A 26,049-nucleotide genomic window follows, 5' to 3' on the forward strand; every position below is an offset into this window, starting at 1 on the left:
CGGCCGGTCGCTTTAGTGTGGCGACCGGGTCGACCGCTGGCGCCCTCTTGCGGTCCGACCGGACCACTTTTTCCGATCGTGGCCGAAGCCACCTACATGAACATCGGATTCGACCTCGGGGCGAACGCCCCGTCCGCCGTGTTCGCGCTCCACACCGCCGTCGCCGTGGTGTTCCTGTACTTAGCAGGGCTTAACGCCGCCAACGGCGAGACGATCGGACTCGCGCTGTACCTCGCCATGGCGGGGATGATCGCCGCCGTCGGCGTTCTGGCCGCACGGATCGTCTCGCGTCGATAACGCGCTCTGATCCGAGTCAATTCTCGACGCGACGCCGCCGCTCTAGGTGTCGTTCGCCGTGGCAGAAAATGGGGCCGGAGGGATTTGAACCCCCGATCGACTGATATCTCCGGTACGCCTCGGAACTCCAGAGGGTCGTCAACACGACCGATGATCAGTCGGCCGCTCGGTATATCAGTCTGGAGTGTCGTCCCGGGCGTGGCCTCTGGAGTCAGTCGCCATGCCTGGCTTGGCCACAGCCCCGCGTGATCTCGCATTCAACGGTTGCCGAAACGCGGATAAAGGGGTTTCGATCGAACGCGATCGGGAGACGGCGGCACGCTCCCCGTGACGCCGAAAGCGAGCGCCTCTGCCCCTCATCGAGACGCCGACGACGTGATCACTCCCGGTCGTCGGCGCTCCAATCGCACTCTTGACACTTGTAACCGGTGACGAACTCCGTCACGCTCGGCATGTAGCCGACGGAGATGACGTCGCCGCCGCACTCCGGGCAGTCGCGGTCGGCGTCGGCGATCGATTCGGCCTCGAGCACGGAGTCGCCCTCGACCAGCTCTGCGAGCTTCTCGGGCGTCACCATCCGCCCCTGAACGACGCGGTTCGACATACACGTCGTTCGGCGTCGAGTACCTAAACCCCGGCGACACGCGCGGCCGGCGAAACGAGACGGACGAGACGCACCGCGACCGACGAGGGGTCGGAACTGTACACGAGGACCGACCTACCGCTCACGGCCCCAGCTCACAGCCACGGCGCCCGGGAGTCGTCGTCCGTGAAGGGATCCGACCCCTCGTCGTCGGTCCCGCGTTCCTCGCCGCCGTTGGCCAAGACGGCCACGTCGTCGTCGACGATGGGAGTCGGTCCCTCGGGCGGAGCGTCGAGCGGGGGATCGCTCGGCGACTCCTCGACGGAACCGTCGTCGCTGCCGTCCGACGCTCCGCCGGCCGAATCGCCAGATTCGGCCGCCGGCTCGTCGTCGTCGCCGTCGTCCGGCGCGTCGTCTTCGCCTGCCGACTCCGTCCCGCCCGCGTTCGGGTCGTACGCGAACAGGGTCGTCACCGCGAGGACCGCGAGCGCGATCGGCGCCTCGGTCTGCATGAGGTTGAACGGGCCGAGCAGGATCGGCAGCGCCAGCACGCCCAGGGCGACCGCCGAGCCGAACCGGAACCGATCGATGTCGACGCGGCCGCGGAGGTGCGGCGAGAGCAGCGCGATCGACAGCGCGAACGCCACGCCGACCGCGGCGGCCGCGGTGCCGTTGACCACGTACTCCGTCGACGTCTCCAGCATGAAACCGGACGGCTTGAAGCTCGCGACGAACCCGAGCCCGATGATCACGCCCGGACTCGGCAGGTGCTCGCCGATCTCCGAGCTGGCGGTCTTGGCGGCGATAGTCAGGATGACCAGTCCGGCGAACCGCTCGAAGACGGGCAGATCGAGGACGCTTTCCAGCGTGGGCGCGAGCGCGGCCTCGACGGCGGCGAGGGGGATGATGACCGCGCCGATGATCAACACGGAGGCGACCATCTCCCGGCGCGAGCCGTCCATCTCCGCGAGGATCACCGCGGCGGTCGCCGACCCGCCGAAGATCAGGATCCCGGTCTCGACGACCCCCGACGCCGATCCGAGTACGCCGGCCACGACTAACGCGGGGAAGATGCCGTCGACGAGCGGCAGCACCATGACGGTCGCGAGCAGCTTCGTCGCGCTCCCGACCTGCTCTTCTAATCGGAGGGCAACCGGATGGCGTGAAACGCTCATTTAGGGGCGATAGCCCTGACCAGCGGGGAGACGGTGGGACGCGTGCGACTCGCGATGACTGAGGGACCAGCACGCGGAGTCCACGCCGCGGGTCCGACGAGCCCATGTAAAGCGTTTGCGCGAATTGCCGGCTGTAAAGCGGACGCCGAGGTCGGCGTTCGACTGGCCGGCGATACCCGCGTTCACGGGACTGTCGGAGTCCATACCAGATATACGTGTTTCGGTCGCGTTAAAGGTTGTGTGAGACGTGTCCGCACGACACGAAGGATCAACGGAAAAACGGACGTTCGAACGACGATACGTCAACTCGCTCCGCTCTTCTTCGATCATCTCTCGGCGTCCCCCCTCGTCTCGGTCGGCCGGCCGCCCCCGCCGGTCCCCGACCGACCGCTTCCGTCCCGATCGCGTTTCGCCCCGATAAATGCCCACTATCGTGTACACAACGACGATTCGATTGTAATCAAACTCCACGTCTGTGCCGTCTCGCAACGCTTTTTATCGGGCGTTCATGACGACTTATATGGCGACAGATTCTGGCCGATTCTCAGAGAAACTCGAGGTTCCGGAAGCGCTGACGTTCGACGACGTGTTGCTCCGTCCGAAGGAGAGTCGGGTCGAGCCCGACGACGCCGACCTGAGCACCCGCGTGTCGAAGAACGTCGAACTCACCGTCCCCGTGTTGTCGGCCGCGATGGACACCGTCACCGAGAGCGACCTCGCCATCGCGATGTCCCGCGAGGGCGGCCTCGGCGTCCTCCACCGCAACATGACCGTCGAGGAGACGGCCGCAGAGGTCGAGCGCGTCAAGCGCGCGCACGAACTCGTCATCCGCCGCGAGAACGTCGTCACCGTCTCGCCGGACGACACCGTCCGTGAGGCCGACGCGCTGATGGAGCGCGAGGGCGTCTCCGGCGCGCCGGTCGTGGCCGACGACGACACCGTCCTGGGAATCATCTCCGGTACCGACATCCGTCCGTACCTGGAGGTCGGCGAGGACGACGCGGTCCGCGAGGCGATGACCGACGAGGTCATCACGGCCCCGGAGGAGGTCGACGCGCGCGAGGCGCTCGAACTGATGTACGACCACAAGATAGAGCGAGTCCCCATCGTCGACGACGACCGCCTCGTCGGGCTCGTCACCATGCAGGGCGTCCTGCAGCGTCGCGAACACGAGGAGGCCGCCCGCGACGAGGACGGGCGCCTGCTGGCCGGGGTCGCCGTCGGCCCCTTCGAGGAGGAACGCGCGGTCGCGGCCGACGAGGCCGGCGTCGACGTCATTTTCATCGACTGCGCACACGCGCACAATCTCAACGTCTTGGACTCCGCGGAGGCGATCAAAGCGACCGTCGACGCCGACGTCGTCGTCGGCAACGTCGGGACCCGGGAGGCGGCCGAGGCCGCGGTCGACTTCGCCGACGGGCTGAAGGTCGGCATCGGGCCGGGCTCGATCTGTACCACGCGCGTCGTCAGCGGCGCCGGGATGCCTCAGATGACCGCGGTCGCGGAGGTCGCGGACGTCGCCGCCGAGCACGACGTGCCCGTCATCGCCGACGGCGGCATCCGCTACTCCGGCGACGCCATCAAGGCGCTCGCGGCGGGCGCCGACGCCGTGATGCTCGGCTCGTACTTCGCCGGGACCGACGAGGCGCCGGGCCGCGTCATCACGATGCAGGGGAAAAAGTACAAGCAGTACCGCGGGATGGGCTCGGTCGGCGCGATGAAGTCCGGCGGCGGCGACCGCTACCTCAAAGAGGAGAGCGAAGACGAGGAGTTCGTCCCCGAGGGCGTCGAGGCTGCGACCCCCTACAAGGGGAGCCTCGCCTCCGAGCTCCACCAGCTCACGGGCGGGATGCGCTCTGGGATGGGCTACGTGGGCGCGGAGACGGTCCCCGATATCCACGAGCGCGCGGAGTTCGTCCGCGTCTCCACCGCGGGCCAGAGCGAGAGCCACCCGCACGACGTGATGATCACGGACGAGGCGCCCAACTACAGCCCGAACGAGTGAGGCCGTCCGAGTGTCGCCCGAACGCGGCGACGGACGGGCCGTCCGGGCGGCGCGTCGAAGAGGTATTTTAATATAGCCAGCGGAGAGACGAAACGTGTGAGCGAACACCCCCTCGCTCCCGTCATCCATGAGTGAGCAACCGCCGCTGGTCCTCGTGGTCGAGGACGAACCCGACCTGGCCGATCTGTACGCCGCTTGGCTCGGCGACGAGTACCGCGTTCGAACCGCGTACGGCGGCCACGAGGCCCTCGATCAGCTCGACGAGGTCGACGACGAAGTCGACGCGATCCTGCTTGACCGACGGATGCCCGGCCTCTCCGGCGACGAGGTCCTCACCGCCGTACGCGACCGCGGGATCGACTGCCGGGTCGCGATGGTAACGGCCGTCGAGCCCGACTTCGACATCCTCGAGATGGGGTTCGACGACTATCTCGTCAAACCGGTCACCAGCGACACCCTCAGAGAGACCGTGGAGGGGCTGTTGCGGCGCAGTGAGTACGACTCGGAGGTTCAAGACCTGTTCTCGCTGACCTCGAAGAAGGCGATGCTGGAGTCGGAGAAAAGCGCCACCGACCTCGCAGACAACGAGGAGTATCAGCGACTCACCGACCGGATCGAGACCCTCCGCGAGCAGGCGGACGAGTCGCGCGACGCGGTCGCAGACGACGAGGAAGACTACGAGAAGCTCTTTCAGGACTTCGACACCGAGGAGTAGCCGCGTCGCTCGTGCGGTCTGGACCACACGACCAACCCGACGACCGTCGTCCGCTGGGTGCGGGGGATCGCCGCCGACTCTTTATGCCCGATCCGGCCGAAGTGAAGTCACATGCGCGTCCGGGACCTACCGCTCTCCCAGTCCGTCGTCGACCACTTCGCCGAGCGCGGCGTGCGCGAGCTGTACCCGCCACAGCGCGCGGCGGTCGACGCGGGCGTCTGCGACGGGGCCGACGTCGTCGCGGCGGTGCCGACCGCGTCGGGGAAGACGCTCGTCGCGCAGCTCGCGCTGCTGACCGCGGACGGCCCCGGGCTGTACGTCTGTCCGCTCCGCGCGCTCGCGCGCGAGAAGTACGAGACGTTCGCGGCGCTGCCCGGCGTCGACGTTGGCATTTCCACGGGCGACTTCGACGCGACCGGTGAGGCGCTCGCGGGCAACGACGTCGTCGTCGCCACGAGCGAGAAGGTCGACTCGGCGATCCGAAACGGCGCCTCGTGGGTCGACGAACTCGCCTGCGTCGTCGTCGACGAGGTCCACCTCCTCGGCGCGAAGCGGCGCGGGCCGACCCTCGAAGTGACGCTCGCGACGCTCCGGCGCCGGAACCCCGACCTCCAGACGGTGGCGCTGTCCGCAACCGTGGACAACCCCGAGGCTATCGCGGACTGGCTCGACGCCGCCCTCGTCGAGTCCGAGTGGCGACCGGTCGACCTCCGGACCGGCGTCGCGGTCGGCGGCGAGGTCTCCTTCGACGACGGCACGACACACGCGGTTGACGTCGCCGCCGTGACCGACTCCGACGGCGAGGTGGGCGACGGCGAGGTGAGCGACGGCGAGGTGGGCGACGGCGGAGCGGGAGACGAGTCGGGTCCCGACTCGACGGACGTCACGGCCGCGCTGGTGGCCGACGCGGTCGCGGACGGCGGTCAGTGTCTCGCCTTCGTCCGCTCCCGTCGCGAGGCGGTCGACCTCGCCGAACGGCTCGCGGACGCCGGGCTCGCCGACGCGCTCGGCATCGAGGACGCGGCCGCTGCGGCGGCGGACGACGCCACCGACGTGGACGGAACGCTCCCGGGCCAGCAGCTCGCGGACTGCCTGCGGGCCGGCGTCGCGTTCCACCACGCCGGGCTCCGGTCGGGCCACCGAGCGGTCGTCGAGTCGGCGTTCCGCGAGCGGAACGTCGCCTGTATCTGCGCCACGCCCACGCTGGCGGCCGGCGTCAACGTCCCCGCGCGCCGCGTCGTCGTCCGCGATCAGCGCCGGTACTCGGAGGGCGGCATGTCGTGGATCCCGACCCTCGAAGTCCACCAGATGTGCGGCCGCGCCGGTCGCCCCGGACTCGATCCGCACGGCGAGGCCGTTCTCGTGGCCGACGCCGACACGCGAGCCGAGGTGCACGAGCGGTACGTCGAGGGCGAGCCCGAGGCCGTCGAGTCGCAGCTCGCCGATCCCGGCGCGCTCCGGACGCACGTCCTCGCGGCGGTCGCGACGGGGTTTGCGGCGACCGAAAGCGAGATCTTAGACGTCTTCGAGGGGACGTTCTACGCGCGAGAGACGGGCGCCGGCGGACTCGCCGACGCGGTCGCGGTCGCGGTCGACGACCTGGTCGCGGCCGGGATGGTCGAGCGGGAGACGGGCGGCGTCGAGTCCTACCGGCTCGTCGCGACGCCCGTCGGTGCGACGACCTCCAAGCAGTACGTCCGCCCCGAGACAGGCGAGCGGATCGTCGCCGGACTCCGGGCCGCGGCCGACCTGCCGGACGCGACGACGCTCACCGCCTTCGAGGTGATCTGCGACACGCCGGACATGCAAGACACCTACCTCGGGAACGCCGAACGCGCCGACATCTACCGGTTCGCCCGGAACAACGCTGCCCACCTGACCACGGACATGACCGAGCCGGACGACTTCGAGGGGTGGCTGGAGTCGGTGAAGACGGCGCGCATCCTGAACGAGTGGATCGGCGGCGCGACCGTCGAGGAGCTCGTCGAGCGCTACCGGATCGGCCCCGGTGACCTCGACTCCCGCGTCGAGCGCGCGGAGTGGCTGTTGAGCGCGGCCGAGGCGCTCGGCGAGACGACGGGTGTGCGCGTCCCGGCGGTGTCGCGGGCGCGGTCGCGGCTGTGAGGCGCCGAGAGCAGTCGACGATCGGCTTCCGAAAAACGGCGGTCAGTCGGCCGACCCGACCGCACGGTGGAAGGGGGTCCGCGCGATCGTCTGCCGGAGCTCGGCGAGCGAGTCGCGGCCGACGTCGCTGGCGGCGGACATCACCGCGAACACCTCTTGTCTGGACACCTTCACGCCGGTCTCGGTGAGCGCGTCCTCGGGGCGGGCGCCCAGCTCGCGGAGGGTGCCGACGGCGAGCAGGTACGGAACGGTCCACGCCTCCATCGTGTTCCCGTTCGAGAGCGGCATCGTCTCCAGGTACGCCTGCGCGTCGTCGAGGAACGACCGGGCGTACTCGGCGGTGCGGCCGACGACCCGCGCGGACGACTCGCGGTTCTCGGGGTCGACGACGCGCTCTTGGTCGACGCCCTCCGCTTCGAGCCACTCCGCGGGAAGGTAGACGTTGTTCTCCTCTGTGTAGTCGTCGTACACGTCCTTCGAGACGTTCACCAGCTGGAGGAGGAGACCGAACTCCTCGGCCGTCTCCCGCAGCCGATTCGCGCGCTCCTCGGAGATGTCGCCTCGGGTGAGGAGGTTCGTGATGAGGTTGCCGACCGTCCCGGCCGCGTAGTAGCAGTACTGCTCTAACTCGTCGCGGTCGTCGATTCGGAGTCCGCCTCTGGTCGCGTGGCGGTCGACGAACATCGCCATCCCGTCGACCATCTCCAACACCGGGGGGACGATGGCGTCCTGTGCCTCCGGGTCGAGCTCCGAGAACGTCGCCGCGATCGTCGGCGCCTCGGCGACGACGGTCCAGTCCTCGTCGCGCTCCTCGGGCAGCCACTCGTCGACCGCCTCGCGGAACGCCGCGATGTCGGTCTCGTCGTCGGGGTCGATCGCTCGCCGGTACGTCCGTAGCACGTCGCTCTGGGCGTCCGGGGGGATGTGGCCGGCGTCCTCGACCGTGTCGGCGACGCGACAGAGGAGGTACCCGACACAGATCTGCGAGGCCATCGGCTCCTCTAACACGTCGACGGTCAGCGCGAAAGTCCGCGAGACCCCTTGGACCGCCTCGTGACACCACGCGAGGTCGGCCTCGTCGGAGCCGTGTTCTCGTCCGCTCATTCAGTTAGCTGTGTTTACGGCACAACGCATAAAAAGTCTCGTGGAACGGCGGCCGGGTCTCCTGCGTCTGTCCGGACGCCGGAACCGCACGACTGCGTCTCCGCTCGACTCGACGAACGGGACGCCCGTGTACAACCGTGTGGAAACGGCTAAGTCCGCCCGGCCGAAGAGGCGACTATGGAGTTCACGCTCACCGAAGAGCAGCGCCAGATCCGCGACACGGTCGCGAAGTTCGTCGACGAGGAGGTCGTCCCGCGGGCGGCCGAGATCGACGAGACCGACGAGTTCCCCGCCGACCTGATCGACGAGATGGCGGACCTCGGGCTCATGGGAATGCCCTTCCCGGTCGAGTACGAGGGCGCCGGGCTCGACTACCACAGCTACGCGATCGGGCTCGAAGAGATCTCCCGCGGCTCCGGCGGACTCGGCACCGTGGTCGCCGCCCACACGTCGCTGGCCGGGAACATGCTCTACGAGTTCGGCGACGAGGAACAGAAACGGGAGTACCTCACCGCCTTGAACACCGGCGAGGACATCGGCGCCTTCGCGCTCTCGGAGGCCGAGGCCGGCTCCGACGTGCCCGCCATGTCGACCACCGCGGAGCGCGACGGCGACGGCTACCTGGTGAACGGCGGGAAGCTCTGGATCTCGAACGGCTCCGTCGCGGACACGGTCACCCTGTTCGCGAAGACCGACCCCGACGCGGGCCGGAAGGGAATCACCTCGTTCGTTGTTCGCCCGGAGGAGGACGACGGGTTCATCGTCGAGGGCACGGAGGACAAACTCGGTGACAAGGGCTGCCCGACCGCCGAACTCCGCTTCGACGACATGTGGATTCCCGAAGAGCGCCGGCTCGGCGAGGAGGGCGAAGGGTTCGTCCACGCGCTGAAGACGCTGAACGGCGGGCGCATCACGATCGCCGCGCGGTCGGTCGGGATCGCCCGGGCCGCGCTCGACGAGGCGCTGTCGTACGCACAGCAGCGCGAGCAGTTCGACCGCCCCATCGCGGACTTCCAGGCGATCCAACACAAGCTGGCGGACATGGACACGAAGGCGCGGTCGGCCGAGCTGCTGATGCACGAGGCCGCCGACCTGAAGATGCGCGACGAGGACTACATCAAGGAGGCCGCGCAGGCGAAGCTGTACGCCTCCGAGATCGCCCGCGAGGTCGCCAACGAGGGGATCCAGATCCACGGCGGCTACGGGTACACGAAGGACTTCCCCGCGGAGCGCTTCTACCGCGACGCGAAGCTCTCGGAGATCTACGAGGGCACCAGCGAGGTGCTTCGGAACACGATCGCACAGCAGCTGCTCGACGAGTAGACTCGCCGGCGACGGTCAGGGCCGAGACGCGTCTTCGTCCGTTTCGTCGCCGTCTTCGTCCGTTTCGTCGCCGTCTTCGCCCGGACTACCGCTGTTGTCCGTACCGTTTTCCGCTCCGGTTTCGACGCCATCCAGCTGATCGCTGTCTCGCCCGTCACCACTCGGTTCGTCGCTCGTCTCGCCGTCGTCGACTCCTCCGTCCGTTCCGTCCGAGTTGCTCTCCCCCTCGACGCCGGGGCCGTGCGCGACGTCCGCGTCCGACGGGTTGCGGTCGACCGCGTACCCGCCAGTGTCGATCCGCTCCGCCGGCTCCGAGTAGTCCCGGTCGCTCGGCGAGAAGTCCGGGCGGACGACCCCGTCGTCGGGGATGTCGAAGCCGTCGTCGGAGCCGTCGTCACTCGACTGCTCGGCAGTCGCGTCGTCCCCGGCGGCGTCGTCGCTCGACCCCTCGACCGTGGGGATCTCAGTGACGGGATCGTCCTCGTCAGCCGGCGCGTCCCGACCGGTCTCGTCGTCGGACTCGTCTCCGACTTCGGTCTGTTCGGCGGCGGTCCTCGGTCGCGAGCCGTCCCGATCCGTGTCGGCGGTCTCGGCGTTCTCGCCGGTCTCCGCTCCCGTTTGGCTCTCGTCACCGTCGTCGCCCTCGACCCACTCGAACGGGGCCGAATCGCTCCGTCGCTCCGCGACGGCGGTCGCGAGACGCTCCGTGAGCGACTCCCTCAGCGCCTCCGCCTCGTCGGTCTCGAAGTCGACCGCGGCCGCGTCGCTCCCGGTCAGCGACCCGCTCCCGGCCGTGTCGGCGACTATCGTCGCGACACCCCACCGGCGCTGGAACACGGTCCGGCTGTCGATCACGTTCTGGATCCGGTAGTACGGCACGACGGCGACCGTCCGGCTCCAGAACCCGTTGCGCGTGAGGAGGTGGTCCTCGCCCATCCAGTAGCCGCGGTGTTTCCACTTCAGGTGCGCCGCCGGCGGCACGACGGCGAGCAGCGCGGCGACGCCGTACCACGGGAGCGACCGCGGGAAGTACCAGTTCACGCCGTACCCGATCCCCGTCAGGACCCCGACGACGACCACGTACCGGAAGGCGTACCGCCACCGGATCCGCTTCGGCGGCCGGTTGAACTCGGGCGTGCCGAACGACTCGATCTCGTGTGCGAGCCGGTAGACGCGGTCGGTCGTGGCTATCGGGACGGCGGACTGGTTTCCCGATTCGGACCCCTGCCCCGGCGCGTAGCCCGCGGTCTCGATAGAGAGGCTGGCGTAGCCGAGCGCGCGCTTGGCCGGGTTGTCCGTGATCCGTAGCGTCTGTATCTTCTCCGTGGGGATCGAACCGCTGTACCGGCGGAACAGCCCGCGCTCGTAGCGCAGTTCGTCGCCGGCGCGCGAGAGCCGGAACCCGTAGTAGTTCGAGAAGGCGAGGCCGGCGCCGATGATCCACGACGCGAAAAACAGCGCCGCGATCCCGACGATCGCGGTCGCGGTGACCGCCGCGGCCGACGTTTGCGGCAGGAAACTCGACAGCACCGGGAACGACCCGGAGCTCAGGAACGCCAGCAGGCCGATCAGGCGCCCGTCGAACGAGAGCGCGCCGACCAGCGCGAGCTCGCCGGGCGAGATGGCGAACAGCTCCTCTTCGTCCGGGGCGAACGCGTCGTCGCGCCCGCGCTCGACCGCGTCGGCCTCGGTCGCCTCTCCCGTCTGACGGGCGCCGGAATCGGACGTTCGGGATTTCCGACGCTGGACCTCCCGCTGGAGTCTGGTCGCCTCCTCGGGAGTGACGAACCGGATCGACCCCTCCGTGCTGGAGCCGCCGGCCGTCTCCAGGTCGACCGCGGCGACGCCGATCGCTCGCTGGATCACGCTGCGGCTCACGTCGACGTTCTGGATCCGCCGGTACGGGATCTCCCGCTCGCGACGGGAGATGACGCCGGAAGAGATGTCGAGCGTGTCTCCGGTGAGCACGTACTCGAAGCGTCGGTAGTACGCGATCTCGTAGGCGAACGCCACGACGAGGATCGCGGCGCCGCCGGCGATCGCCGCCGGGAGTCCGAACCCGCCTCCGTTCACGATGACGAACAGCGCGACGACGGTCCCAAGCGCCTTCTGGAGCGCGCGGTACGGGACCGACTGCGGCGCCAGTTTCACACCGCGTCCTCCCCGTCGGCGCGGATCGCCAGCCGCTTCAGCTCCTCGCGGAGGTCGCTCGCGCCGTCCGGCGTCAGACCGGGGATCCGAACGTCCGCACCGCGCGATCCGGCGGTGTACACCACGCAGGAGGCGAGGCCGACCGTCCGCTCGACCGGGCCGCGCCGGGAGTCGACGTGTTGAATCCGCACCAGCGGGACCGTCGTTCGCACCTGCGTGACCACGCCGCGGTCGAGGTAGAGCGCGTCCTCGCGGATCTCGTAGCTCCAGCGCCGGTAGCGCAGTAGCGCGTGTGTGACGGAAAGCGTCAGGACGGCCGCGCCGACGGCCACCGGCACCCACTGCGGGAGGTACTCGAAGTACACGCCGCCGACGAACGGGGCGGTGACGAGCGCCGACAGCAGCACCGCACGGAGGACCCACACGATCTGGATTCGGGGGTGAAGCGTCTGTGTCGTCATCGGCGTTCCCCCGTCGCGTGTCCGTGTGTCATGGTCGCCGCTTGAGTGCCCCGACGTATAAGTCCGGTCGGAAGCGCCCGACCGGACCTCCCGCGAAAATACATGCGAGAGATTCACTTACGAAGGAGATACTTGCCGAAACCGATATCACGTGCGATCGAGTCGTGCCGGCCATGGCCGACGACCCGTTCGAGAACATGCTCGCCCAGATGGACCGCGCCGAAGAGTACGCAGACGTAGACCACGGGGTGTTCGAGCGCCTCAAACACCCGGAACGCACGCTGAAGGTGACGCTCCCGGTCAGGCTGGAGTCCGGGGAGGTCGAGGTGTTCGAGGGGTACCGCTGCCAGTTCGACAGCGCCCGCGGCCCGTTCAAGGGCGGCGTCCGGTTCCACCCCTCGGTCACCCAGCGCGAGGTCGAGGCGCTCGCCGGGTGGATGACCTGGAAGACGGCGCTCGTTGACCTCCCCTACGGCGGCGCGAAGGGCGGCGTGATCTGCGAGCCGAAGGACCTCACCGAGCAGGACCTCGAGCGGCTCACCCGGCGGTACACCGAGGGGATCCGCCGGATGATCGGCCCCGAGACCGACGTGCCCGCGCCGGACATGAACACGAACCCGCAGACGATGGCGTGGATGATGGACACCTACTCGATGTACGAGGGCCACTCGATACCGCAGGTCGTCACGGGCAAGCCGCTGGAGATCGGCGGGACGCCGGGCCGCGTGGAGGCGACCGGCCGCGGCGTCTCGCTCGTGACCGAGCGGCTCTTCGAGTACCTCGACCGCGACCTCTCCGACGCCTCCGTCGCGATCCAGGGATTCGGAAACGTCGGGTCGAACGCGGCCCGACTCCTCGACGAGGCCGGCGCCAACGTGGTCGCGACATCGGACGTGTCGGGCGCGGCGTACGACCCCGACGGGCTCGACGTGTCGGCGCTCGGCGCCCACGTCGACGCCGGCGGGCTGATCTCCGAGTACGTCGAGGGCGACCTCCGCGGGGCCGCCGCGTCCGGCGACTCCCGCTGGGACGACCCGGGGGCGATCACCAACGAGCAGCTCCTGACCCTCGACGTCGACGTGCTCATCCCGGCCGCCGTCGAGGGCGTGATTACCGCCGAAAACGTCCACGACCTCCGCGCGTCCGCGATCGTCGAGGCCGCCAACGGGCCGACGACGGTCGCCGCCGACGAGGTCCTCACCGAGCGCGACGTTCAGGTCGTGCCGGACATCCTCGCGAACGCCGGCGGCGTCATCGTCTCCTACCTGGAATGGGTCCAGAACGCCCAAGAGTTCTCCTGGCCGCTGGAGACGGTCAACGCCGAGCTGGAGCGCCGCATCGGCGGCGCGTTCGACGAGACCATCGAGCAGTACGACACGAAAGACCTCCCCGACCTGCGGACCGCCGCGTACACGCTCGCGCTGGAACGCACCGCGAAGGCCCACGAGTACCGCGGGCTGTTCCCGTGAGTCGACGGTCGCCCCCCGTCCCGATCCGTCGCCGTTAGACCCGCCGGAGCCGGTCCGCCGTGACCGCGAGCGGCTCGCCGTAGTGGAGTATCGGGTCGCCGTCCGGCGCCGTAAAGCCGTTCGCCGCGAACAGCGTGTTCGCCCGGATCTCGGCCGTCGCCGGACGCAGCGTCCACGGCTCGTGGTCTATCTCGCCGACGTACAGTCGCCCGCTCTCGCCGGCGGTGTAGAAGCGGTAGTTCTCTAGGAGGAACGCCGGCAGCGACCCCGGGTCGGGCGTGAACGCCTCGCCCGCCGGCGCGTACGTCGCGTCGAAGCGGGCGTGCGGGACTCCCCGGTGGACGCGGCGACTGCTGAACCGCACGGAGCGGTCGTCGCCGCCGGCGTTGTTCGCGTCCCCGCCGCGCCGACGGACGTCGGTCTCGGCGCGGTAGTACGGGAGTCGGAACAGCCCGCGGGCGACCGCGACGCCGAGGCGGTCGTCGGCGTCGAGGCTGTGGAAGTAGACGCCGGGGCCGTTCGGCCCCTCGACGTAGGTCCGGAGGTTGAGTTCGGGGAACGACAGCCCGACCGGCAGCCCTCGCGGACGGATGTCGTCCATGACGAACGGGACGACGCCGAGGTAGGCGTCGCCGTCGTGAGTCGCTACCGAGAGGTCGTCGGGCAGCGTCGCGGCGACGGTCTCCGGGTCGACGGGCCAGTGGGCGAACAGTCCGTCGCGCCACGTCATCTCCAACCAGCGGCGACCGGGCATATCGGACGTAGGGGTTCGGTCGACATAACCCGCACGCCGCCGGCGGTTTAGCGTCGTTCCGCGGTCACTCCTCGGACGGGCCGGTCGTTTCCGGCGCCTCCTTCCACTCGCCGAGGCCGGACGGGTCGAGGTGGACGTGGACGTCGCCGACGTCCTCCAGCGCGCGGAGGCCCCTGACGAGTTCCGTCTCGACGTCGTGGGCCTCTCGGAGCGTCATCGTCCCGTCGACCTCGACGTGGACCTCGACCTCCAAGTCCGTTCCGTCGTAGAACACGGTGAGGTCGTGGACCCCCTCGACGGCGCCGTGGTCGCGGAGCGCGGCGACGACGCGTTCGCGGTCGCCCGCCGGTGGCGCCGCGCCGACGAGGTAGGTAACGTTCTCGCGGCCGATCTCGACCCCCTGATACACGACGAGGGCGCTGACGAACGCCCCGGCGATCGGATCGAGGATCGGGAAGTCCAGAAACACGCCGAAGACGCCCACCAAGGCGGCGATCGTGGTGTAGATGTCGTTGAGGCAGTCGACCGCGAGGGCGTCGAGCGCCGTCGACCCGAGGTCGGCGTTCACCAGCTCCGTGTACCGGTACAGCAGGTACATGTCCGCCATCGCGAACAGCAGCGCCCCGACGAGGAGCGGGCTCGCCCGCACCTCGACCGGCCCGACGAATCCGAGCACCGACTCGCGCAACAGGAGCAGTCCGAGGATCGCCACCGTCGCGCCGACGAACAGCGCCGTCAGGGGTTCGATCCGTTGGTGGCCGTGCGGGTGCGTCTCGTCCGCGCTCTCGTACCGCGAACCCCCCCAGACGAACACCACCGCACTGGCGACGAGGTCGGCCACCGAGTGGGCGGCGTCGGCTAAGAGCGCGACACTGCCGAACACGAGCCCCGTCGACCCGACGACCGCGATCTTCACCGCGTTGCCGACGACGTTGACCGCCGCCGCCCGCTGGAACCGGGCGCGGTCGTCGTTCCCCCAGGGGCGCAACATGAACGCCGATGCGACCGCGACCCTGTTAAGCGTCTCGCGTCGCGGCGGCCGTTCGATCCGGGTCGGGGCACCCGCTCGGTCGCCGCCGTCTCCGGCCGAAGACTCCGTCGTAACGCCTAAGACCGAAACGCTCCTCGGTGACGGTAATGAATCACGATCTTTTCGCCCGAGGTGGTCCCGGTGGGCGTCGAAATTAAGGAAACGGAGGTGAGCGACGAGGATTTCGAAGAGATGAAGCGGTTCGTCCGCGATTACCTCGCGGCCAGCGTCGAGAGCGAGGACGACGGCGGACGGATGCGCTGGTACCCGTGGCACTCGTCGTCGTACCGGTTCAACCACATCCTCAACGTCGTCGACCTCGCGACCGAGATCGCCGACGCGGAGGGCGCGGACGTCGACGTGGTTCGGGTGGCGGCCGTCTTCCACGACGTCGCCAAGCTGGAGGCCGAACAGGACGTTCACGCCGAAGCCGGCGCGCGGGTGGCCCGCGAGTACCTCCAGAGCCGCGGCAACTACCCAGAGTCGTTCATCGAGGAGGTGTGCGGGGCGGTCGTCGACCACTCGTACACCGGCGATCTGGCGGACGTGCCCTTAGAGAGCCGCTGTCTGATCGAGGCCGACGTCCTCGATAAGGTCGGCGCCAACGGCGCCGTTCTCATGCTGTTACGGATGGGCTACGAGTCGCGGACCCACATGGACGCCGCGAAGATGGTCGACCGCGTGCTCCAGCGGGCCCACGATCACACCGACCGCGTCGTCTCCGACAGCGCGGAGAGCATCGCGCACCAGCGCATCAAGCGCGTGAAGTGGCTCCGCGAGTGGCTCGAAGAGGAGGTCTCTCGGATGGACTCCGAGGGCGTCACGGACCGCTGACCGCGCCGCGACGGCAGTTCCGGCAGTCCGGCATCACGTCTCGTTCTCCAGTCCGGCGTCCGGGTCGACGAGCGGTAACACCGATTCGAGATACCGGTCGATCCCCGCCCGAGCGCCGTCGACCCACTCCGCCTCCGCGGTCGTCGTCAGCCGGAACGTGCTCCCGGTCGCGAACGTCTGGAGCGTCGCGGCGACCTCCGCGGGGTCGACCGTCTCGGCCTCCGGGTCGGGACCCGTCGATCCGTCGGCCGCGTCCTCGGCGGCGACCTCGGCCGCCGCCTCGCGGACGATCCCTTCGAGGTACTCGCTGAACACGCGGTCGCTGCGGTCGAAGTGGTCGCGGTAGGCCTCGTTGTTCGCGGCCTGTGACCTGAGTTCGGTCATCACCGTGAAGAACCGCGCGCCCGGCGCGTACTCGTCGTCGAGCGCCGACGGGTCGGTCGTCGCGGTCAGGTAGGCGTCGAGCTGCTCGCGAGCGGACCGGTTGAAGGCATCGGACGGGTCCACCGCGGAGCCGGCCTCTCCCGCTTCCGATCGCCGCTCGCCTGCGATCGACGCCTCGAACTCCGCTAAGAGGAACTCGAGAAGGTCGATCAACAGCTCGTCTTTCCCGTCGTAGTGGTGATAGACGAGCGACGGACTCTTGTCGAACTCGTCGCCGATCCGCTTGATCGTGACGTTCGCGTACCCGTGTTCACAGAGCGCGCGGAACGCCGCCCCCAAGATAGCCTGTCGGGTGTCTGACGGCTCCGCGAACGGGTGATCCATGGGACCGCTACGCGGATGCGGTATATATGGCCCCTGATTGAACGTTCATTCAGCACGCTTATGCGTCAAGCGCCCAACCGAACCGTATGACCCGTTCCGACGCGCCGCGGTCCGACCGGTCGCCGCGGGCGACCAGACTCGCCCAGAGAATCGCCGGAGGGAACATATGAGTCGGTCGGCGCGGTTCGCGACGGCCGCGCTCGCCGTCGTCGCGGTGAGCGCGCTGCTCGTCGCCGTCTCGCTCAGCGGGGCCGCGGCGCCCGCGATCGGAGGGGCGTCCGGGAGCGGTTACGCCGCGCTCTCGACCGCGGACGGCGCCGTCGCCCAGACGGACCCGACTCCGAGACAGGTTCGGGGATCGCCCGTGCTCGACCTCTTCGTGTCGCAAGCCTCGGTGCCGGCCGGCGCCGAGTCAACCGTCACGGTCGACATCGTCAACACCGGGGAGATGGAGATCGGCAACCAGCTCGATCCGGATGTTACCACCGCCCGCGGACTCACGCTGGAGATCGACGACGGCGACGTGCCGATCGACGTCGAGGACGGACCGATCCCGGTCGGCGACGTCAGGACCGCCGCCAGCCCGGTCTCCGTCCCGCTCGACGTGACCGTGCCCGACGACGTGCCGGACGGCAGGTACGAGGTGGAGGCGACCGCCCGCTACCGGTACACCTTCGAGATCATCCCCGAGTTCAACGACCACAAGGACCGCCGCGGGATCGAGGACTTCGATCTCACGATCGTCGTCGACGACGGCGCGCGGTTCGCCGTGCTCGAGACGGACACCGACGCGCAGGTCGGCGGCAGCGGCGACGTGACCGTCACGCTGGCGAACGTCGGCGAGGAGATCGCCCGCGACGCGGTCGTCTCCGGAACCACGACGGCGCCCGGCGTCCGCCTCGGCGAGGGCGGCGGTCAGTCCTTCGTCGGCGACTGGGCGCCCGGCGAGAACCGAACGGTGACGTTCGACTCGAGTGTCGGCACCTCGTTCGGCGGCGGCGCGTACGCGCTCTCCTCGACGGTCGACTACCGCGACTCGAACGGGATCGAAGAGACCGCGGCGCCCGCTCGCGCCGGCGTCGTCCCGGTCCCGGAACAGTCGTTCTCGCTCAGTAACGTCTCCGGGACGCTCGAAGTGGGTTACTCCGGAACGGTCTCCGGCACGCTCACCAACGAGGGACCGGTCGACGTGGAGAACGCGGTCCTCGTGGCCGACTCCGGGAGCAACCGCGTGAGCCTCGGTGAGAGCCGATACGCGCTCCCGACGATCCCGGCCGGCGAGTCCGCCGACTTCTCGTTCGACGCCGACGTGAGCGGGAGCGCGGACCCCGGGCCGCGACAGTTCAGGTTCACCACCGAGTACGACAGCGGCGAGGCGACGCTCACCGTCGAGAAGACGCGCCGCGTCGAGGTGGCGCCCAGGCAGCCCGAGTTCGACCTCGCGGTCGAGAACGCGACGGTCTCCGCCGGCGAGACCCGGCGGATCGACGTCGAGATCACCAACCGGCGGCCGGAGACCCTGTCGTCTATCAACGCCGGCCTCTACGCTGACAGCCCGCTGACGGCGGTCAACGACGAAGCGTTCGTCGAGGAGCTCGAACCGGGCGAGTCCGCGAACATCTGGTTCGAGGTCTCCGCCGCGCAGAGCGCGAGCGTCGAGGAACACCCGATCGAACTCGACTTCCGCTACGACGACGAGCGGGGCAACGACCGCATCTCGGACATCACGCAGGTCCCGGTGACGGTGACCCCCGCCACCGACGACGGCGGCACGCCCGTCGGCCTGATCGCCGTCGGCGTCCTGCTCGTCGTCGCCGCGGTCGGCGGCGCCGTCTGGTACCGTCGGCGGTGATCGGATGACTGGATACGCATCCCCCGAGAGAGGACCCCCGCGACGCGACGGATCGCCCCCGCTGGATCCCGACCGGCGGCCAGCGGGGCACCGGTGACCGCAGTCGACCGGCTGATCGAGGAGATAGACCGCGTCGTCACCGAGCGCCCGCTGGCGGTCATCGCGGTGTTCCTGCTCGTCACCGTCGCCTTCGGCGGCGGCGTGACCGGCATCGAGACCAGCGCGGGCGCCGGCCAGTTCACGCAGGACATCCCCGCACAGCGCGCGCTCGACGACATCAACGAGGAGTTCGAGACCTCGATCGGCGGCTCCGCGACGTCGGCGCAGGTGATCGTCTCCGACGACAACGTGCTCTCTCGGGACGCGCTGGTCAGGACGTTAGAGACCCAACACCGGTTGGAGTCGCGGTCGACGCTCCGGGTCGCCTCGACGTCGAGCCACGCGGACGCGATCGCCCGACAGCTGGACCCCGACGCGGCGAACGCGGCCGAGCGACGCGACGCGGTCGCCGAGGCGACGCCGGCCGAACTGCGCCGGGCCATCGCCGACGCCGACGCGGCGGGCGTCGTCGCCCCGCAGGTGTCCGTCGACTACAACCCGACCGCACAGGCGGCCGGAACCGCCATCGTGGGCATCAGCTACGACCTCCCGGAGGCGGCCACGACCGCGCGGGTGACGGAGCTCCAGACTCGCAGCGTCGAGGTCGTCGACTCGGTCCCGGGCAACGAGGCCGGCGAGAACGTCATCCTCTTCGGCGACGGCGTCCTCCAGTCGGAGATCACCGCCCTGTTGACCGACACCGCGATCATCGTGTTCCCCGCCGCGCTGATCCTGATCGTCGGGTTCCTGATCTTCTCATACCGCGACCCGATCGACATGGCGATCGGGATCACCGCGCTGTTGATGTCGCTACTGTGGACGTTCGGCTTCATGGGATACGCCGGAATCCCCTTCTCGGACTCGCTGGTGACGGTCTTCCCGCTCCTGCTCGCGGTCGGGATCGACTTCGGGATACACATCGTCAACCGCTACCGCGAGGAGCGGGCCACCGGCGCGGGGATCGAGACGTCGATGCGGACGACGACCGACCAACTGCTCATCGCATTCCTGCTCGTGACTATCACGACGGTGTTCGGGCTCGCCTCGAACCTGGTGAGCCCGTTCGACCCGAACCGCGACTTCGGCCTCGTCGCGGGCGCCGGGATCACGTTCACGCTGATCGTCTTCGGCGTCTTCCTCCCCGCGGCGAAGGTGTTCGCCGACCGGTGGCGCGAGCGGCTCCCGATCCCGACGTTCGGGACGTCCGCCCTGGGTGCCGGCGGCTCGCGGCTCGCGCGGGTCCTCCACGTCGGCGTCGACCTCTCTCGGATCGCACCGATCGCCGTCGTCGCCGTTCTCCTCGTCGGCGGCGCCGCCGGCGGCGCCTACGGGACCGGCGTGAACACGGAGTTCTCCGAGGAGGCCTTCTTCCCAGATCAGGACCGGCTGGAAACGTACTCGGAGCTTCCGGAGCCGTTCGCGCCGACGGAGTACACGTTCCTCGACGTGTTGAACATCTTCGAAGAGGAGTTCGAACAGGACTTCGTCGGGTCGGTGACGCTGTACATCGACCAGTCGGTGAGAGACGACGACGCCTTGGAGCTGATCGACCGGACCACCCGGAACCCGCCGGACACCTTCGCGACGACCGACCAGCGGCGGGCCGCCTCGACGAGCATCGTCACGGTGATCGACGACCACGCGGAACGCGACCCCCAGTTCGCGGCGCTGGTCGAGCGGAACGACCGCCTCGGCAACGGCGTGCCGGACCGGAACGTCGACGAGGTGTACGACGCGCTCCTCGACTCGCCCGCGGAGCAGCGCGCGCGCGGCTACGTGGCGGCCGACCGCGGGAGCGCACGGATCGACTACACGATCCGACCGGGCGTCGACAACTCGGAGGCGGTCGCGGACGTGCGCCAGCTGGCCGAGCGGACGCCGCTCGAAGCCGTCCCGACCGGAGACCTCGTCGTCAACGAGGCGGTGATCGACCTGCTGACGGAGTCGGCGATCCGGAGCCTCTTCACCGCTTTCGGCCTCACGGCGTTGTTCCTGGCCCTCTCGTACGCCTACCTCGAGGGGAAGGCCGTCTACGGCCTGTTGAACCTCGTTCCGGTCCTCGTCACTGTCGGGCTGCTCGTCGGGTCGATGCGGCTGTTTTCGATTCCGCTGACGCCGATCAACGCGCCGATCCTCTCCGTCTCCATCGGGCTCGGGGTCGACTACACCGTCCACTTCGTCCACCGGTTCGTCGACGAGTACCAGGCCGGGCTCCCGATCGACGAGGCCCTCGACGTCACCATCGCCGGGACGGGCGGCGCGCTCACCGGCAGCATGCTCACGACCGTCTCCGGGCTCGGCGTGCTGTGGCTCGCGGTGATCCCGCTGTTGCGCGACTTCGGCGTGCTGCTCGCGCTGGGCGTGTTCTACGCGTACCTCTGTTCGATCCTACTCGTCCCGTCGCTCGTCGTCGTGTGGGCGCGGTACGGGGATCGAGTCGGTCTCGGCCTCGACGACGGACTCAGAGACTCGGGCGTCAGGAGTAGCGACTGACGAGCGCGTTTTCACACACTGAGACGAGAAACGCGACGACTTCGGACCGAATCAACCGAGAACGCCGACGACCAGTTGGACGGTGACCAAGACGAGGAACGCGGCGCCCGTCGCCAGCGTCCCGGCGGCGACGCCGTGTGCGTTCCCGAGTCCGCGGCTCCGGGTCGCGAAGTACGCGCCGAGGAAGACGAAGCCGACGAGGAGGAGTCCGACGAGGAGGTACGCCACGGTCACCAGCGTACCGGCCAGCCCCTCGGAGATACCGAAGCTGCCGACGCCGAGGAGGATGCTCCCGCCGATGAGGGCGGTGATGCCGACGAACGAGATCGCCCACACGACGGGCGTCCGGACGACCTCGCTGAGCGACGCCACGATGGCCTCGTACTGACCGCCCGTCTCGTCGCGGCCGGGAGCGGTCCGCTTTCCGCCGATCTCGGCGATTGCGACGAACGTGGCGACGACGAGTAGGCCCATCAGACCCGTGCTCAAGAGGCTGAGTGATGTCATGGATATCCGTTATTAGGGCCTCCGTTCGCGCGTACAAATACCCTTCGACGCGTTCGTTCCGCCCCGGTGCGCGGGTCCGCTCCGGGCGCTCACTCGACCTTCGCGAGCGCCGTTCCCGTAGGACGGTCGAGGTGTTACGGGCGAGTCGAGGAGGGAAACCGGGCCTCGAACCCCCGTCCCCCCGCCCTGCTACACAAGAGATAAGTGTACCATCGCCAAGGGTGATACAAGAGCAGACAGACGAACATGATAGATCCAGTTATCCTACAACAGGGGAGCGACTGGCGCGCACAGGCGGAGGTCTTCGACGAGATCTTCTTCGTCTTCCTCGCGCTCGGTACCCTCGTCGGCACCATCGTCGTCGCGTACACGCTGTGGAACGTGTACAAGTACCGCGACGACGGCGACCGGTCGGACGAGGACTTCGACGCACCGGTCGTCGGCGAGCTCCCGACGGGACAGGGCGGTCCGAAAGCGAAGAAGCTCTTCCTCTCGTTCGGGTTGAGCGCGATCGTCGTGATCAGTCTCGTCGTGTACGCGTACGGGCTGCTCCTCTACGTGGAGGAGGGACCGGACGCCGGCGGCGAGGGCGACATCGAGATCATGGTCGAAGGCTATCAGTACGGCTGGGCGTACGAGTATCCCAACGGTCACACGGAGCGTGACGAGCTCATTGTGCCCGCGGACCAGCGGATCGATCTCAACGTCACTTCGAGGGACGTTTGGCACAATTTCGGGTCACCAGACTTACGAATCAAAACCGACGCCATCCCCGGTGACTACAACGAGATCTGGTTCAAAGTGAGCTCCGAGGACGTCCAGGCCCAGGGCGGCGAGGCGACCTTCGACGTCCAGTGCTTCGAGCTGTGTGGTCCGGGTCACTCGGCGATGAAGGGACAGGTCACGGTCATGCCGCAAGACGAGTGGGAAGAGTGGTACGCGTCGACCGGGAACAGCTCCGAGAGCGCGAGCATCGATAGCTCTCGGGTCGGACTCGCGACGCCGAGCGGGGTGAGCGCATGAGCGAACTCCCGCCGACGACCTCCGTCAAGCGGTGGCTCGTCACGACCAACCACAAGGACATCGGTATCCTCTACACGATCACCGCGCTGTTCTTCCTGCTGTTCGGCGGCGTGATGGCGCTTCTCATCCGCCTCCAACTGTGGGACCCGACGAGCCAGATCCTCTCCGGACTCGCGTACAACGAGGCCGTCACCGCGCACGGGTTGATCATGGTGTTCTGGTTCCTCTCGCCGTTCGCGTTCGGCTTCGCGAACTACTTCGTGCCGCTTCAGATCGGCGCTGACGACCTCGCGTTCCCGCGGCTCAACGCGGTGTCCTACTGGCTGTACCTGTTCTCGGGCGTCCTGCTCGCGATCAGCTTCTTCCAGGGCGGCACGCTCTCCGCGGGGTGGACGATATACGCCCCGCTCAACGTGCCGATGTACACGCCGAGCATCGGGTCGACCGGCGCGGTGCTCGCGCTCGCGATGTTCGTCACCGGCACCACGACGTCGACGGTGAACTTCCTCACGTCCATCCATCACTCCCGCGCGGAAGGGATGGGCATCATGGACATGCCGATGTTCACCTGGTCGATGCTCGCGACCGTGTGGATGATGCTGTTCGCGTTCGCCGCGCTGCTCGCGGTCGGACTCATCCTGGCGGCGGACCGGGTCCTCGGGAGCGTCTACTTCTCGGCGACCGAAGGCGGCTCCCTGCTGTGGGGACACCTGTTCTGGTTCTTCGGCCACCCCGAGGTGTACATCGTCTTCTTCCCGGCGCTCGGCGTCATGCTGGAGCTGTTCCAGACGTTCTCCGGCCGCCGGCTCGTCGGACGGAAGTGGGTGATCATCTCCATCTGTCTGATCTCCGTCCAGTCGTTCCTCGTGTGGATGCACCACATGTTCCTGACGACGATCAACCTGGAGATCAAGACGCTGATGATGGCCACGACCATCGGGATCTCACTCCCCTTCGACCTGGTCGTGTTCTCGCTGATCTACACGCTGATCAAGGGGCGGATCCAGTTCACGACGCCGTTCCTGTTCGCGTTCGGCGCGCTGCTGCTGTTCATCCTCGGTGGCATCACGGGGGTGTTCCTCGGCGCCATCGTGCTCGACTACGAGTTCCGCGGCACCTACTGGGTGGTCGCGCACTTCCACTACGTGATGTTCGGCGGGGCGACGGCGCTGTTCGGCGGGGCCTACTACTGGTTCCCGAAAATAACGGGGAAGATGTACGACGAGTTCCTCGGGAAGGTCCACTTCGTGGCGTTCTTCATCGGGTTCAACGCCGTCTACTTCTCGATGTTCCTCGGCTGGGAGACCCCCCGCCGCGTGTTCGAGTACAACCCTGAGTTCCAGATCTACCACCAGTTCGGGACCATCGGAGCGTTCGTGCTCGGGTTGTCCTTCTTCATCATGTTCTACAACTTCGCGAAGTCCTACGTCTCCGGCGAACCGGCCGGCGACAACCCGTGGGACTACTCGCGGACCGCGGAGTGGGCGGTCTCCTCGCCCCCGCCGCTGGAGAACTGGCCGAACCGGCCGTCGTACGCCTCCGGGAAACTGGAGTTCGTGAAAGACTTCGTGCCGGACGGCGGTCCCGCGATGAAGACCGACGACAACGGTGACGTCGCCACGGACGGCGGTGACAGCCACTCGGCACACATCTCCGAGTACCCCTACTGGGATCGGCACGCCAGCCACGCCAGCATCTGGCCGTTCGCGCTCGCGCTCGCGCTCGGCGTCACGCTCTTCGGCTTCTCCGGGTTCGCGGACTCGGTCACCGTCCAGCTGGGCGAGACCGCCATGCAGAGCGACATCGTAATCTCGAACGCGATGTATCCGACCGCCATCGTGGCCGGGATGCTCGGGCTCCTCTACACGGGCGTGAAGTGGGGCTTGGAGGACTTCTACGCGCCGCCGACCGAGTTCGCCGAACGCTGGCCGTTCGGGGGCGTCGAGAAGGTGAAGCTCGGGATGTGGTTCTTCCTGGCTTCCGACGTGATCGTCTTCGGCGCGTTCCTCTCCGCGGCGATCTTCGTCCGCTACAACGCGGGCTGGATGACGTGGGAGCCGTTGACCGAGTCGCTACCGGGGCTCATCAACACCTTCGTGCTGATCACGTCCTCGTTCACCGTGATCTTGGCACTGGTCGCGGCACGCCGGAAGAGCCGGCAGGGGCTCCTCGCGATGCTGGGGACGACGATCCTGCTCGGGTTCACGTTCATGAGCATCAAGCTGTGGGAGTGGAACCACGAGATCTTCGACCGCGGCGTCACCATCTCGGCGAACGCCCACGGTGACCCGATCCAGGCGTCGATCTACTACGTCACGACCGGACTCCACGGCATCCACGTGCTGCTCGGCCTCGTGGTCGCCATCTTCCTGTTCGTCAGGGTGTACCAGGGTCACTACCTCGACGACGAACGGCCGATCGAGTACTTCGGCCTCTACTGGCACTTCGTGGACATCGTCTGGGTGTTCATCTTCCCGCTGTTCTACCTCTTCTGAGGCGGTTCGCGGCCCGCGGTTTTCCTTCTCGGTTTCGCTGTCAGGGAGCGTCCCGCTCGAGGGGCTCCGCGCACCACTGACAGAAGTCGACCGTCGCGTCGCTCTCGCGACCGCACTCCGGACAGCGGACCGTTTCCGCGGACGGCGCGTCGGCGTCGTCAGTCGTTCCGTCTGCGGCCGTCGCGCCGGCGCTCGTCCGGCTCGCGTCGCGTTCTCGCTCGTACTCTCGGTTGTTCCGGTGCGCCACGACGTACGCGTCGATCACGCTCGCGGCGACGACCGCCGCGGCGGGCGCGACATCGCGGACCGGCGGCGGATCGCCGGCGAGGACGCCGTCGATGGCGGACTCGGGGACGAACAGGAAGACGGCCGCGGTGACGGCCACGTACCAGCCGAACGCGCGAGCCCACCGGCGGAGGTACGCGTGGCCGAGTCCGGAGACGACGAGCGCGAGCAGGGCAGCGAGCCAGGGTCGACGCAGCGTGCGGTCCGACATGGCCGCCCGTACGAGCTTGGTGCCCGAGAACCTATCCCTCTCTCGGAGCGTTTATGTGCCGGACGCGCCGAACTCCGGTATGTTCGGTGTGCCGCTCGGTGAGTTCCTCTACGGGGCCGCGTTCGCGGTGTTCGGCGTCGCGACCTGGGGAATCGGACTCGGCGTCGCGTACCTCCTGTACCGCCGGTGGCGCGGCGACGGTCCGCCCGGCGGCGACGAGGAGTAGACGCCGGCGAGACGAGCGGACGGCGACGCTGTTCGCCTTCCCGCCGTCAGTACGCGCTGCCGATT

The 26,049-nt window shown here is 68.5% G+C and carries 23 protein-coding genes and 1 tRNA gene; 12 read left to right on the forward strand and 12 right to left on the reverse strand.

All coding sequences use genetic code 11. The features are described 5' to 3' along the window. The first annotated feature begins 96 nt into the window (after positions 1–96). A complete protein-coding gene (locus ABDZ89_RS16695; RefSeq protein WP_343780874.1) occupies positions 97–297 on the forward strand; it encodes a hypothetical protein in 201 nt (66 codons plus the stop codon). Positions 298–366: 69 nt separating this feature from the next. On the opposite strand, the gene ABDZ89_RS16700 is transcribed toward ABDZ89_RS16695, so the two are convergent. The 4 genes from ABDZ89_RS16700 to ABDZ89_RS17190 all read right to left on the reverse strand — a co-directional run bounded on the left by ABDZ89_RS16700 (position 367) and on the right by ABDZ89_RS17190 (position 2,385). After that, a tRNA-Trp gene (locus ABDZ89_RS16700) sits at positions 367–540 on the reverse strand. Positions 541–676: 136 nt separating this feature from the next. Then, a complete protein-coding gene (locus ABDZ89_RS16705; RefSeq protein ID WP_343780877.1) occupies positions 677–901 on the reverse strand; it encodes a DUF5795 family protein in 225 nt (74 codons plus the stop codon). Positions 902–1,035: 134 nt separating this feature from the next. Next, positions 1,036–2,055 carry a DUF5794 domain-containing protein gene (locus tag ABDZ89_RS16710; protein ID WP_343780879.1) on the reverse strand — a complete coding sequence of 340 codons (1,020 nt, stop codon included), beginning with the start codon at positions 2,053–2,055 and terminating at the stop codon, positions 1,036–1,038. Continuing rightward, positions 2,056–2,385: a DUF8099 family protein gene (locus ABDZ89_RS17190; protein ID WP_486293911.1), complete on the reverse strand. Its 330-nt coding sequence runs from the start codon at positions 2,383–2,385 to the stop codon at positions 2,056–2,058. A gap of 190 nt (positions 2,386–2,575) precedes the next feature. On the opposite strand from ABDZ89_RS17190, the gene guaB reads away from it, so the two are divergent. The 3 genes from guaB to ABDZ89_RS16725 all read left to right on the forward strand — a co-directional run bounded on the left by guaB (position 2,576) and on the right by ABDZ89_RS16725 (position 6,899). After that, positions 2,576–4,060 (forward strand): IMP dehydrogenase, encoded by a 1,485-nt coding sequence (gene guaB / locus ABDZ89_RS16715; RefSeq protein ID WP_343780881.1) that lies wholly within the window; start codon positions 2,576–2,578, stop codon positions 4,058–4,060. Positions 4,061–4,187: 127 nt separating this feature from the next. Then, positions 4,188–4,775, forward strand: a complete 588-nt coding sequence (locus tag ABDZ89_RS16720) for a HalX domain-containing protein (RefSeq protein ID WP_343780882.1) — start codon at positions 4,188–4,190, stop codon at positions 4,773–4,775. Between the two features lie 111 nt (positions 4,776–4,886). Continuing rightward, the gene (locus ABDZ89_RS16725; protein WP_343780884.1) at positions 4,887–6,899 is read left to right on the forward strand and encodes a DEAD/DEAH box helicase; all 2,013 of its coding nucleotides are present in this window, start codon (positions 4,887–4,889) and stop codon (positions 6,897–6,899) included. Between the two features lie 42 nt (positions 6,900–6,941). On the opposite strand, the gene ABDZ89_RS16730 is transcribed toward ABDZ89_RS16725, so the two are convergent. Further along, positions 6,942–8,003 carry a phytoene/squalene synthase family protein gene (locus ABDZ89_RS16730; RefSeq protein ID WP_343780887.1) on the reverse strand — a complete coding sequence of 354 codons (1,062 nt, stop codon included), beginning with the start codon at positions 8,001–8,003 and terminating at the stop codon, positions 6,942–6,944. A gap of 177 nt (positions 8,004–8,180) precedes the next feature. Here ABDZ89_RS16730 and ABDZ89_RS16735 point away from each other — a divergent pair, with 177 nt between their 5' ends. Continuing rightward, the gene (locus ABDZ89_RS16735; RefSeq protein ID WP_343780890.1) at positions 8,181–9,326 is read left to right on the forward strand and encodes an acyl-CoA dehydrogenase family protein; all 1,146 of its coding nucleotides are present in this window, start codon (positions 8,181–8,183) and stop codon (positions 9,324–9,326) included. Positions 9,327–9,341: 15 nt separating this feature from the next. Here the strand turns inward: ABDZ89_RS16735 and ABDZ89_RS16740 are convergent, their stop codons facing one another. Then, positions 9,342–11,477 (reverse strand): PH domain-containing protein, encoded by a 2,136-nt coding sequence (locus ABDZ89_RS16740; RefSeq protein WP_343780892.1) that lies wholly within the window; start codon positions 11,475–11,477, stop codon positions 9,342–9,344. Next, positions 11,474–11,938: a PH domain-containing protein gene (locus tag ABDZ89_RS16745; protein ID WP_343780895.1), complete on the reverse strand. Its 465-nt coding sequence runs from the start codon at positions 11,936–11,938 to the stop codon at positions 11,474–11,476. Before ABDZ89_RS16745 ends, ABDZ89_RS16740 begins: the two co-directional genes overlap by 4 nt. Positions 11,939–12,111: 173 nt before the next feature. On the opposite strand from ABDZ89_RS16745, the gene ABDZ89_RS16750 reads away from it, so the two are divergent. Next, the gene (locus ABDZ89_RS16750) at positions 12,112–13,407 is read left to right on the forward strand and encodes a Glu/Leu/Phe/Val family dehydrogenase (RefSeq protein WP_343780898.1); all 1,296 of its coding nucleotides are present in this window, start codon (positions 12,112–12,114) and stop codon (positions 13,405–13,407) included. Positions 13,408–13,441: 34 nt separating this feature from the next. On the opposite strand, the gene ABDZ89_RS16755 is transcribed toward ABDZ89_RS16750, so the two are convergent. Both ABDZ89_RS16755 and ABDZ89_RS16760 read right to left on the reverse strand, forming a co-directional pair. Continuing rightward, a complete protein-coding gene (locus ABDZ89_RS16755) occupies positions 13,442–14,161 on the reverse strand; it encodes a YqjF family protein (protein WP_343780900.1) in 720 nt (239 codons plus the stop codon). A 64-nt stretch (positions 14,162–14,225) separates the two neighbouring features. Beyond that, positions 14,226–15,152: a cation diffusion facilitator family transporter gene (locus ABDZ89_RS16760; RefSeq protein WP_343780902.1), complete on the reverse strand. Its 927-nt coding sequence runs from the start codon at positions 15,150–15,152 to the stop codon at positions 14,226–14,228. 171 nt (positions 15,153–15,323) lie between these two features. Here ABDZ89_RS16760 and ABDZ89_RS16765 point away from each other — a divergent pair, with 171 nt between their 5' ends. After that, positions 15,324–16,025: an HD domain-containing protein gene (locus ABDZ89_RS16765; protein ID WP_343780904.1), complete on the forward strand. Its 702-nt coding sequence runs from the start codon at positions 15,324–15,326 to the stop codon at positions 16,023–16,025. A 33-nt stretch (positions 16,026–16,058) separates the two neighbouring features. Here the strand turns inward: ABDZ89_RS16765 and ABDZ89_RS16770 are convergent, their stop codons facing one another. Beyond that, on the reverse strand, positions 16,059–16,793 hold the full coding sequence (locus ABDZ89_RS16770) for a TetR/AcrR family transcriptional regulator (RefSeq protein ID WP_343780906.1): 735 nt from the start codon (positions 16,791–16,793) through the stop codon (positions 16,059–16,061). 166 nt (positions 16,794–16,959) lie between these two features. Between ABDZ89_RS16770 and ABDZ89_RS16775 the strand changes: the two genes are divergently transcribed. Next, on the forward strand, positions 16,960–18,645 hold the full coding sequence (locus ABDZ89_RS16775; protein WP_343780909.1) for a COG1361 S-layer family protein: 1,686 nt from the start codon (positions 16,960–16,962) through the stop codon (positions 18,643–18,645). A gap of 93 nt (positions 18,646–18,738) precedes the next feature. Next, on the forward strand, positions 18,739–21,237 hold the full coding sequence (locus tag ABDZ89_RS16780; RefSeq protein ID WP_343780911.1) for an efflux RND transporter permease subunit: 2,499 nt from the start codon (positions 18,739–18,741) through the stop codon (positions 21,235–21,237). 51 nt (positions 21,238–21,288) lie between these two features. Here ABDZ89_RS16780 and ABDZ89_RS16785 read toward each other — a convergent pair whose 3' ends face one another. Continuing rightward, on the reverse strand, positions 21,289–21,711 hold the full coding sequence (locus ABDZ89_RS16785; protein ID WP_343781004.1) for a hypothetical protein: 423 nt from the start codon (positions 21,709–21,711) through the stop codon (positions 21,289–21,291). A gap of 279 nt (positions 21,712–21,990) precedes the next feature. Between ABDZ89_RS16785 and coxB the strand changes: the two genes are divergently transcribed. Then, entirely contained in the window at positions 21,991–22,767 is a 777-nt protein-coding gene (gene coxB, locus ABDZ89_RS16790) for a cytochrome c oxidase subunit II (protein ID WP_343780914.1), read from the forward strand. After that, positions 22,764–25,262, forward strand: coding sequence for a cbb3-type cytochrome c oxidase subunit I (locus tag ABDZ89_RS16795; RefSeq protein ID WP_343780918.1), 2,499 nt, complete (start codon positions 22,764–22,766; stop codon positions 25,260–25,262). The genes coxB and ABDZ89_RS16795 overlap by 4 nt, the downstream gene beginning before the upstream one ends. Positions 25,263–25,302: 40 nt before the next feature. Here the strand turns inward: ABDZ89_RS16795 and ABDZ89_RS16800 are convergent, their stop codons facing one another. Continuing rightward, positions 25,303–25,758 carry a DUF7575 domain-containing protein gene (locus tag ABDZ89_RS16800; RefSeq protein WP_343780920.1) on the reverse strand — a complete coding sequence of 152 codons (456 nt, stop codon included), beginning with the start codon at positions 25,756–25,758 and terminating at the stop codon, positions 25,303–25,305. A gap of 79 nt (positions 25,759–25,837) precedes the next feature. On the opposite strand from ABDZ89_RS16800, the gene ABDZ89_RS16805 reads away from it, so the two are divergent. After that, entirely contained in the window at positions 25,838–25,984 is a 147-nt protein-coding gene (locus tag ABDZ89_RS16805; RefSeq protein ID WP_343780922.1) for a hypothetical protein, read from the forward strand. Positions 25,985–26,049 lie beyond the last annotated feature (65 nt).

Source organism: Halorubrum ejinorense (assembly GCF_039522565.1).
GTDB lineage: Archaea > Halobacteriota > Halobacteria > Halobacteriales > Haloferacaceae > Halorubrum > Halorubrum ejinorense.

What these genes read in the sequence shown, in the direction of transcription:
- ABDZ89_RS17190 (WP_486293911.1), bottom strand. Translation starts at nt 2,385, where the DNA reads ATGATCGAAGAAGAGCGGAGCGAGTTGACGTATCGTCGTTCGAACGTC.
- ABDZ89_RS16750 (WP_343780898.1), top strand. Translation starts at nt 12,112, where the DNA reads ATGGCCGACGACCCGTTCGAGAACATGCTCGCCCAGATGGACCGCGCC.
- coxB (WP_343780914.1), top strand. Translation starts at nt 21,991, where the DNA reads ATGATAGATCCAGTTATCCTACAACAGGGGAGCGACTGGCGCGCACAG.
- guaB (WP_343780881.1), top strand. Translation starts at nt 2,576, where the DNA reads ATGGCGACAGATTCTGGCCGATTCTCAGAGAAACTCGAGGTTCCGGAA.
- ABDZ89_RS16795 (WP_343780918.1), top strand. Translation starts at nt 22,764, where the DNA reads ATGAGCGAACTCCCGCCGACGACCTCCGTCAAGCGGTGGCTCGTCACG.
- ABDZ89_RS16735 (WP_343780890.1), top strand. Translation starts at nt 8,181, where the DNA reads ATGGAGTTCACGCTCACCGAAGAGCAGCGCCAGATCCGCGACACGGTC.
- ABDZ89_RS16775 (WP_343780909.1), top strand. Translation starts at nt 16,960, where the DNA reads ATGAGTCGGTCGGCGCGGTTCGCGACGGCCGCGCTCGCCGTCGTCGCG.
- ABDZ89_RS16695 (WP_343780874.1), top strand. Translation starts at nt 97, where the DNA reads ATGAACATCGGATTCGACCTCGGGGCGAACGCCCCGTCCGCCGTGTTC.
- ABDZ89_RS16705 (WP_343780877.1), bottom strand. Translation starts at nt 901, where the DNA reads ATGTCGAACCGCGTCGTTCAGGGGCGGATGGTGACGCCCGAGAAGCTC.
- ABDZ89_RS16710 (WP_343780879.1), bottom strand. Translation starts at nt 2,055, where the DNA reads ATGAGCGTTTCACGCCATCCGGTTGCCCTCCGATTAGAAGAGCAGGTC.
- ABDZ89_RS16725 (WP_343780884.1), top strand. Translation starts at nt 4,887, where the DNA reads ATGCGCGTCCGGGACCTACCGCTCTCCCAGTCCGTCGTCGACCACTTC.
- ABDZ89_RS16800 (WP_343780920.1), bottom strand. Translation starts at nt 25,758, where the DNA reads ATGTCGGACCGCACGCTGCGTCGACCCTGGCTCGCTGCCCTGCTCGCG.
- ABDZ89_RS16760 (WP_343780902.1), bottom strand. Translation starts at nt 15,152, where the DNA reads ATGTTGCGCCCCTGGGGGAACGACGACCGCGCCCGGTTCCAGCGGGCG.
- ABDZ89_RS16785 (WP_343781004.1), bottom strand. Translation starts at nt 21,711, where the DNA reads ATGGGCCTACTCGTCGTCGCCACGTTCGTCGCAATCGCCGAGATCGGC.
- ABDZ89_RS16770 (WP_343780906.1), bottom strand. Translation starts at nt 16,793, where the DNA reads ATGGATCACCCGTTCGCGGAGCCGTCAGACACCCGACAGGCTATCTTG.
- ABDZ89_RS16755 (WP_343780900.1), bottom strand. Translation starts at nt 14,161, where the DNA reads ATGCCCGGTCGCCGCTGGTTGGAGATGACGTGGCGCGACGGACTGTTC.
- ABDZ89_RS16805 (WP_343780922.1), top strand. Translation starts at nt 25,838, where the DNA reads ATGTTCGGTGTGCCGCTCGGTGAGTTCCTCTACGGGGCCGCGTTCGCG.
- ABDZ89_RS16745 (WP_343780895.1), bottom strand. Translation starts at nt 11,938, where the DNA reads ATGACGACACAGACGCTTCACCCCCGAATCCAGATCGTGTGGGTCCTC.
- ABDZ89_RS16720 (WP_343780882.1), top strand. Translation starts at nt 4,188, where the DNA reads ATGAGTGAGCAACCGCCGCTGGTCCTCGTGGTCGAGGACGAACCCGAC.
- ABDZ89_RS16730 (WP_343780887.1), bottom strand. Translation starts at nt 8,003, where the DNA reads ATGAGCGGACGAGAACACGGCTCCGACGAGGCCGACCTCGCGTGGTGT.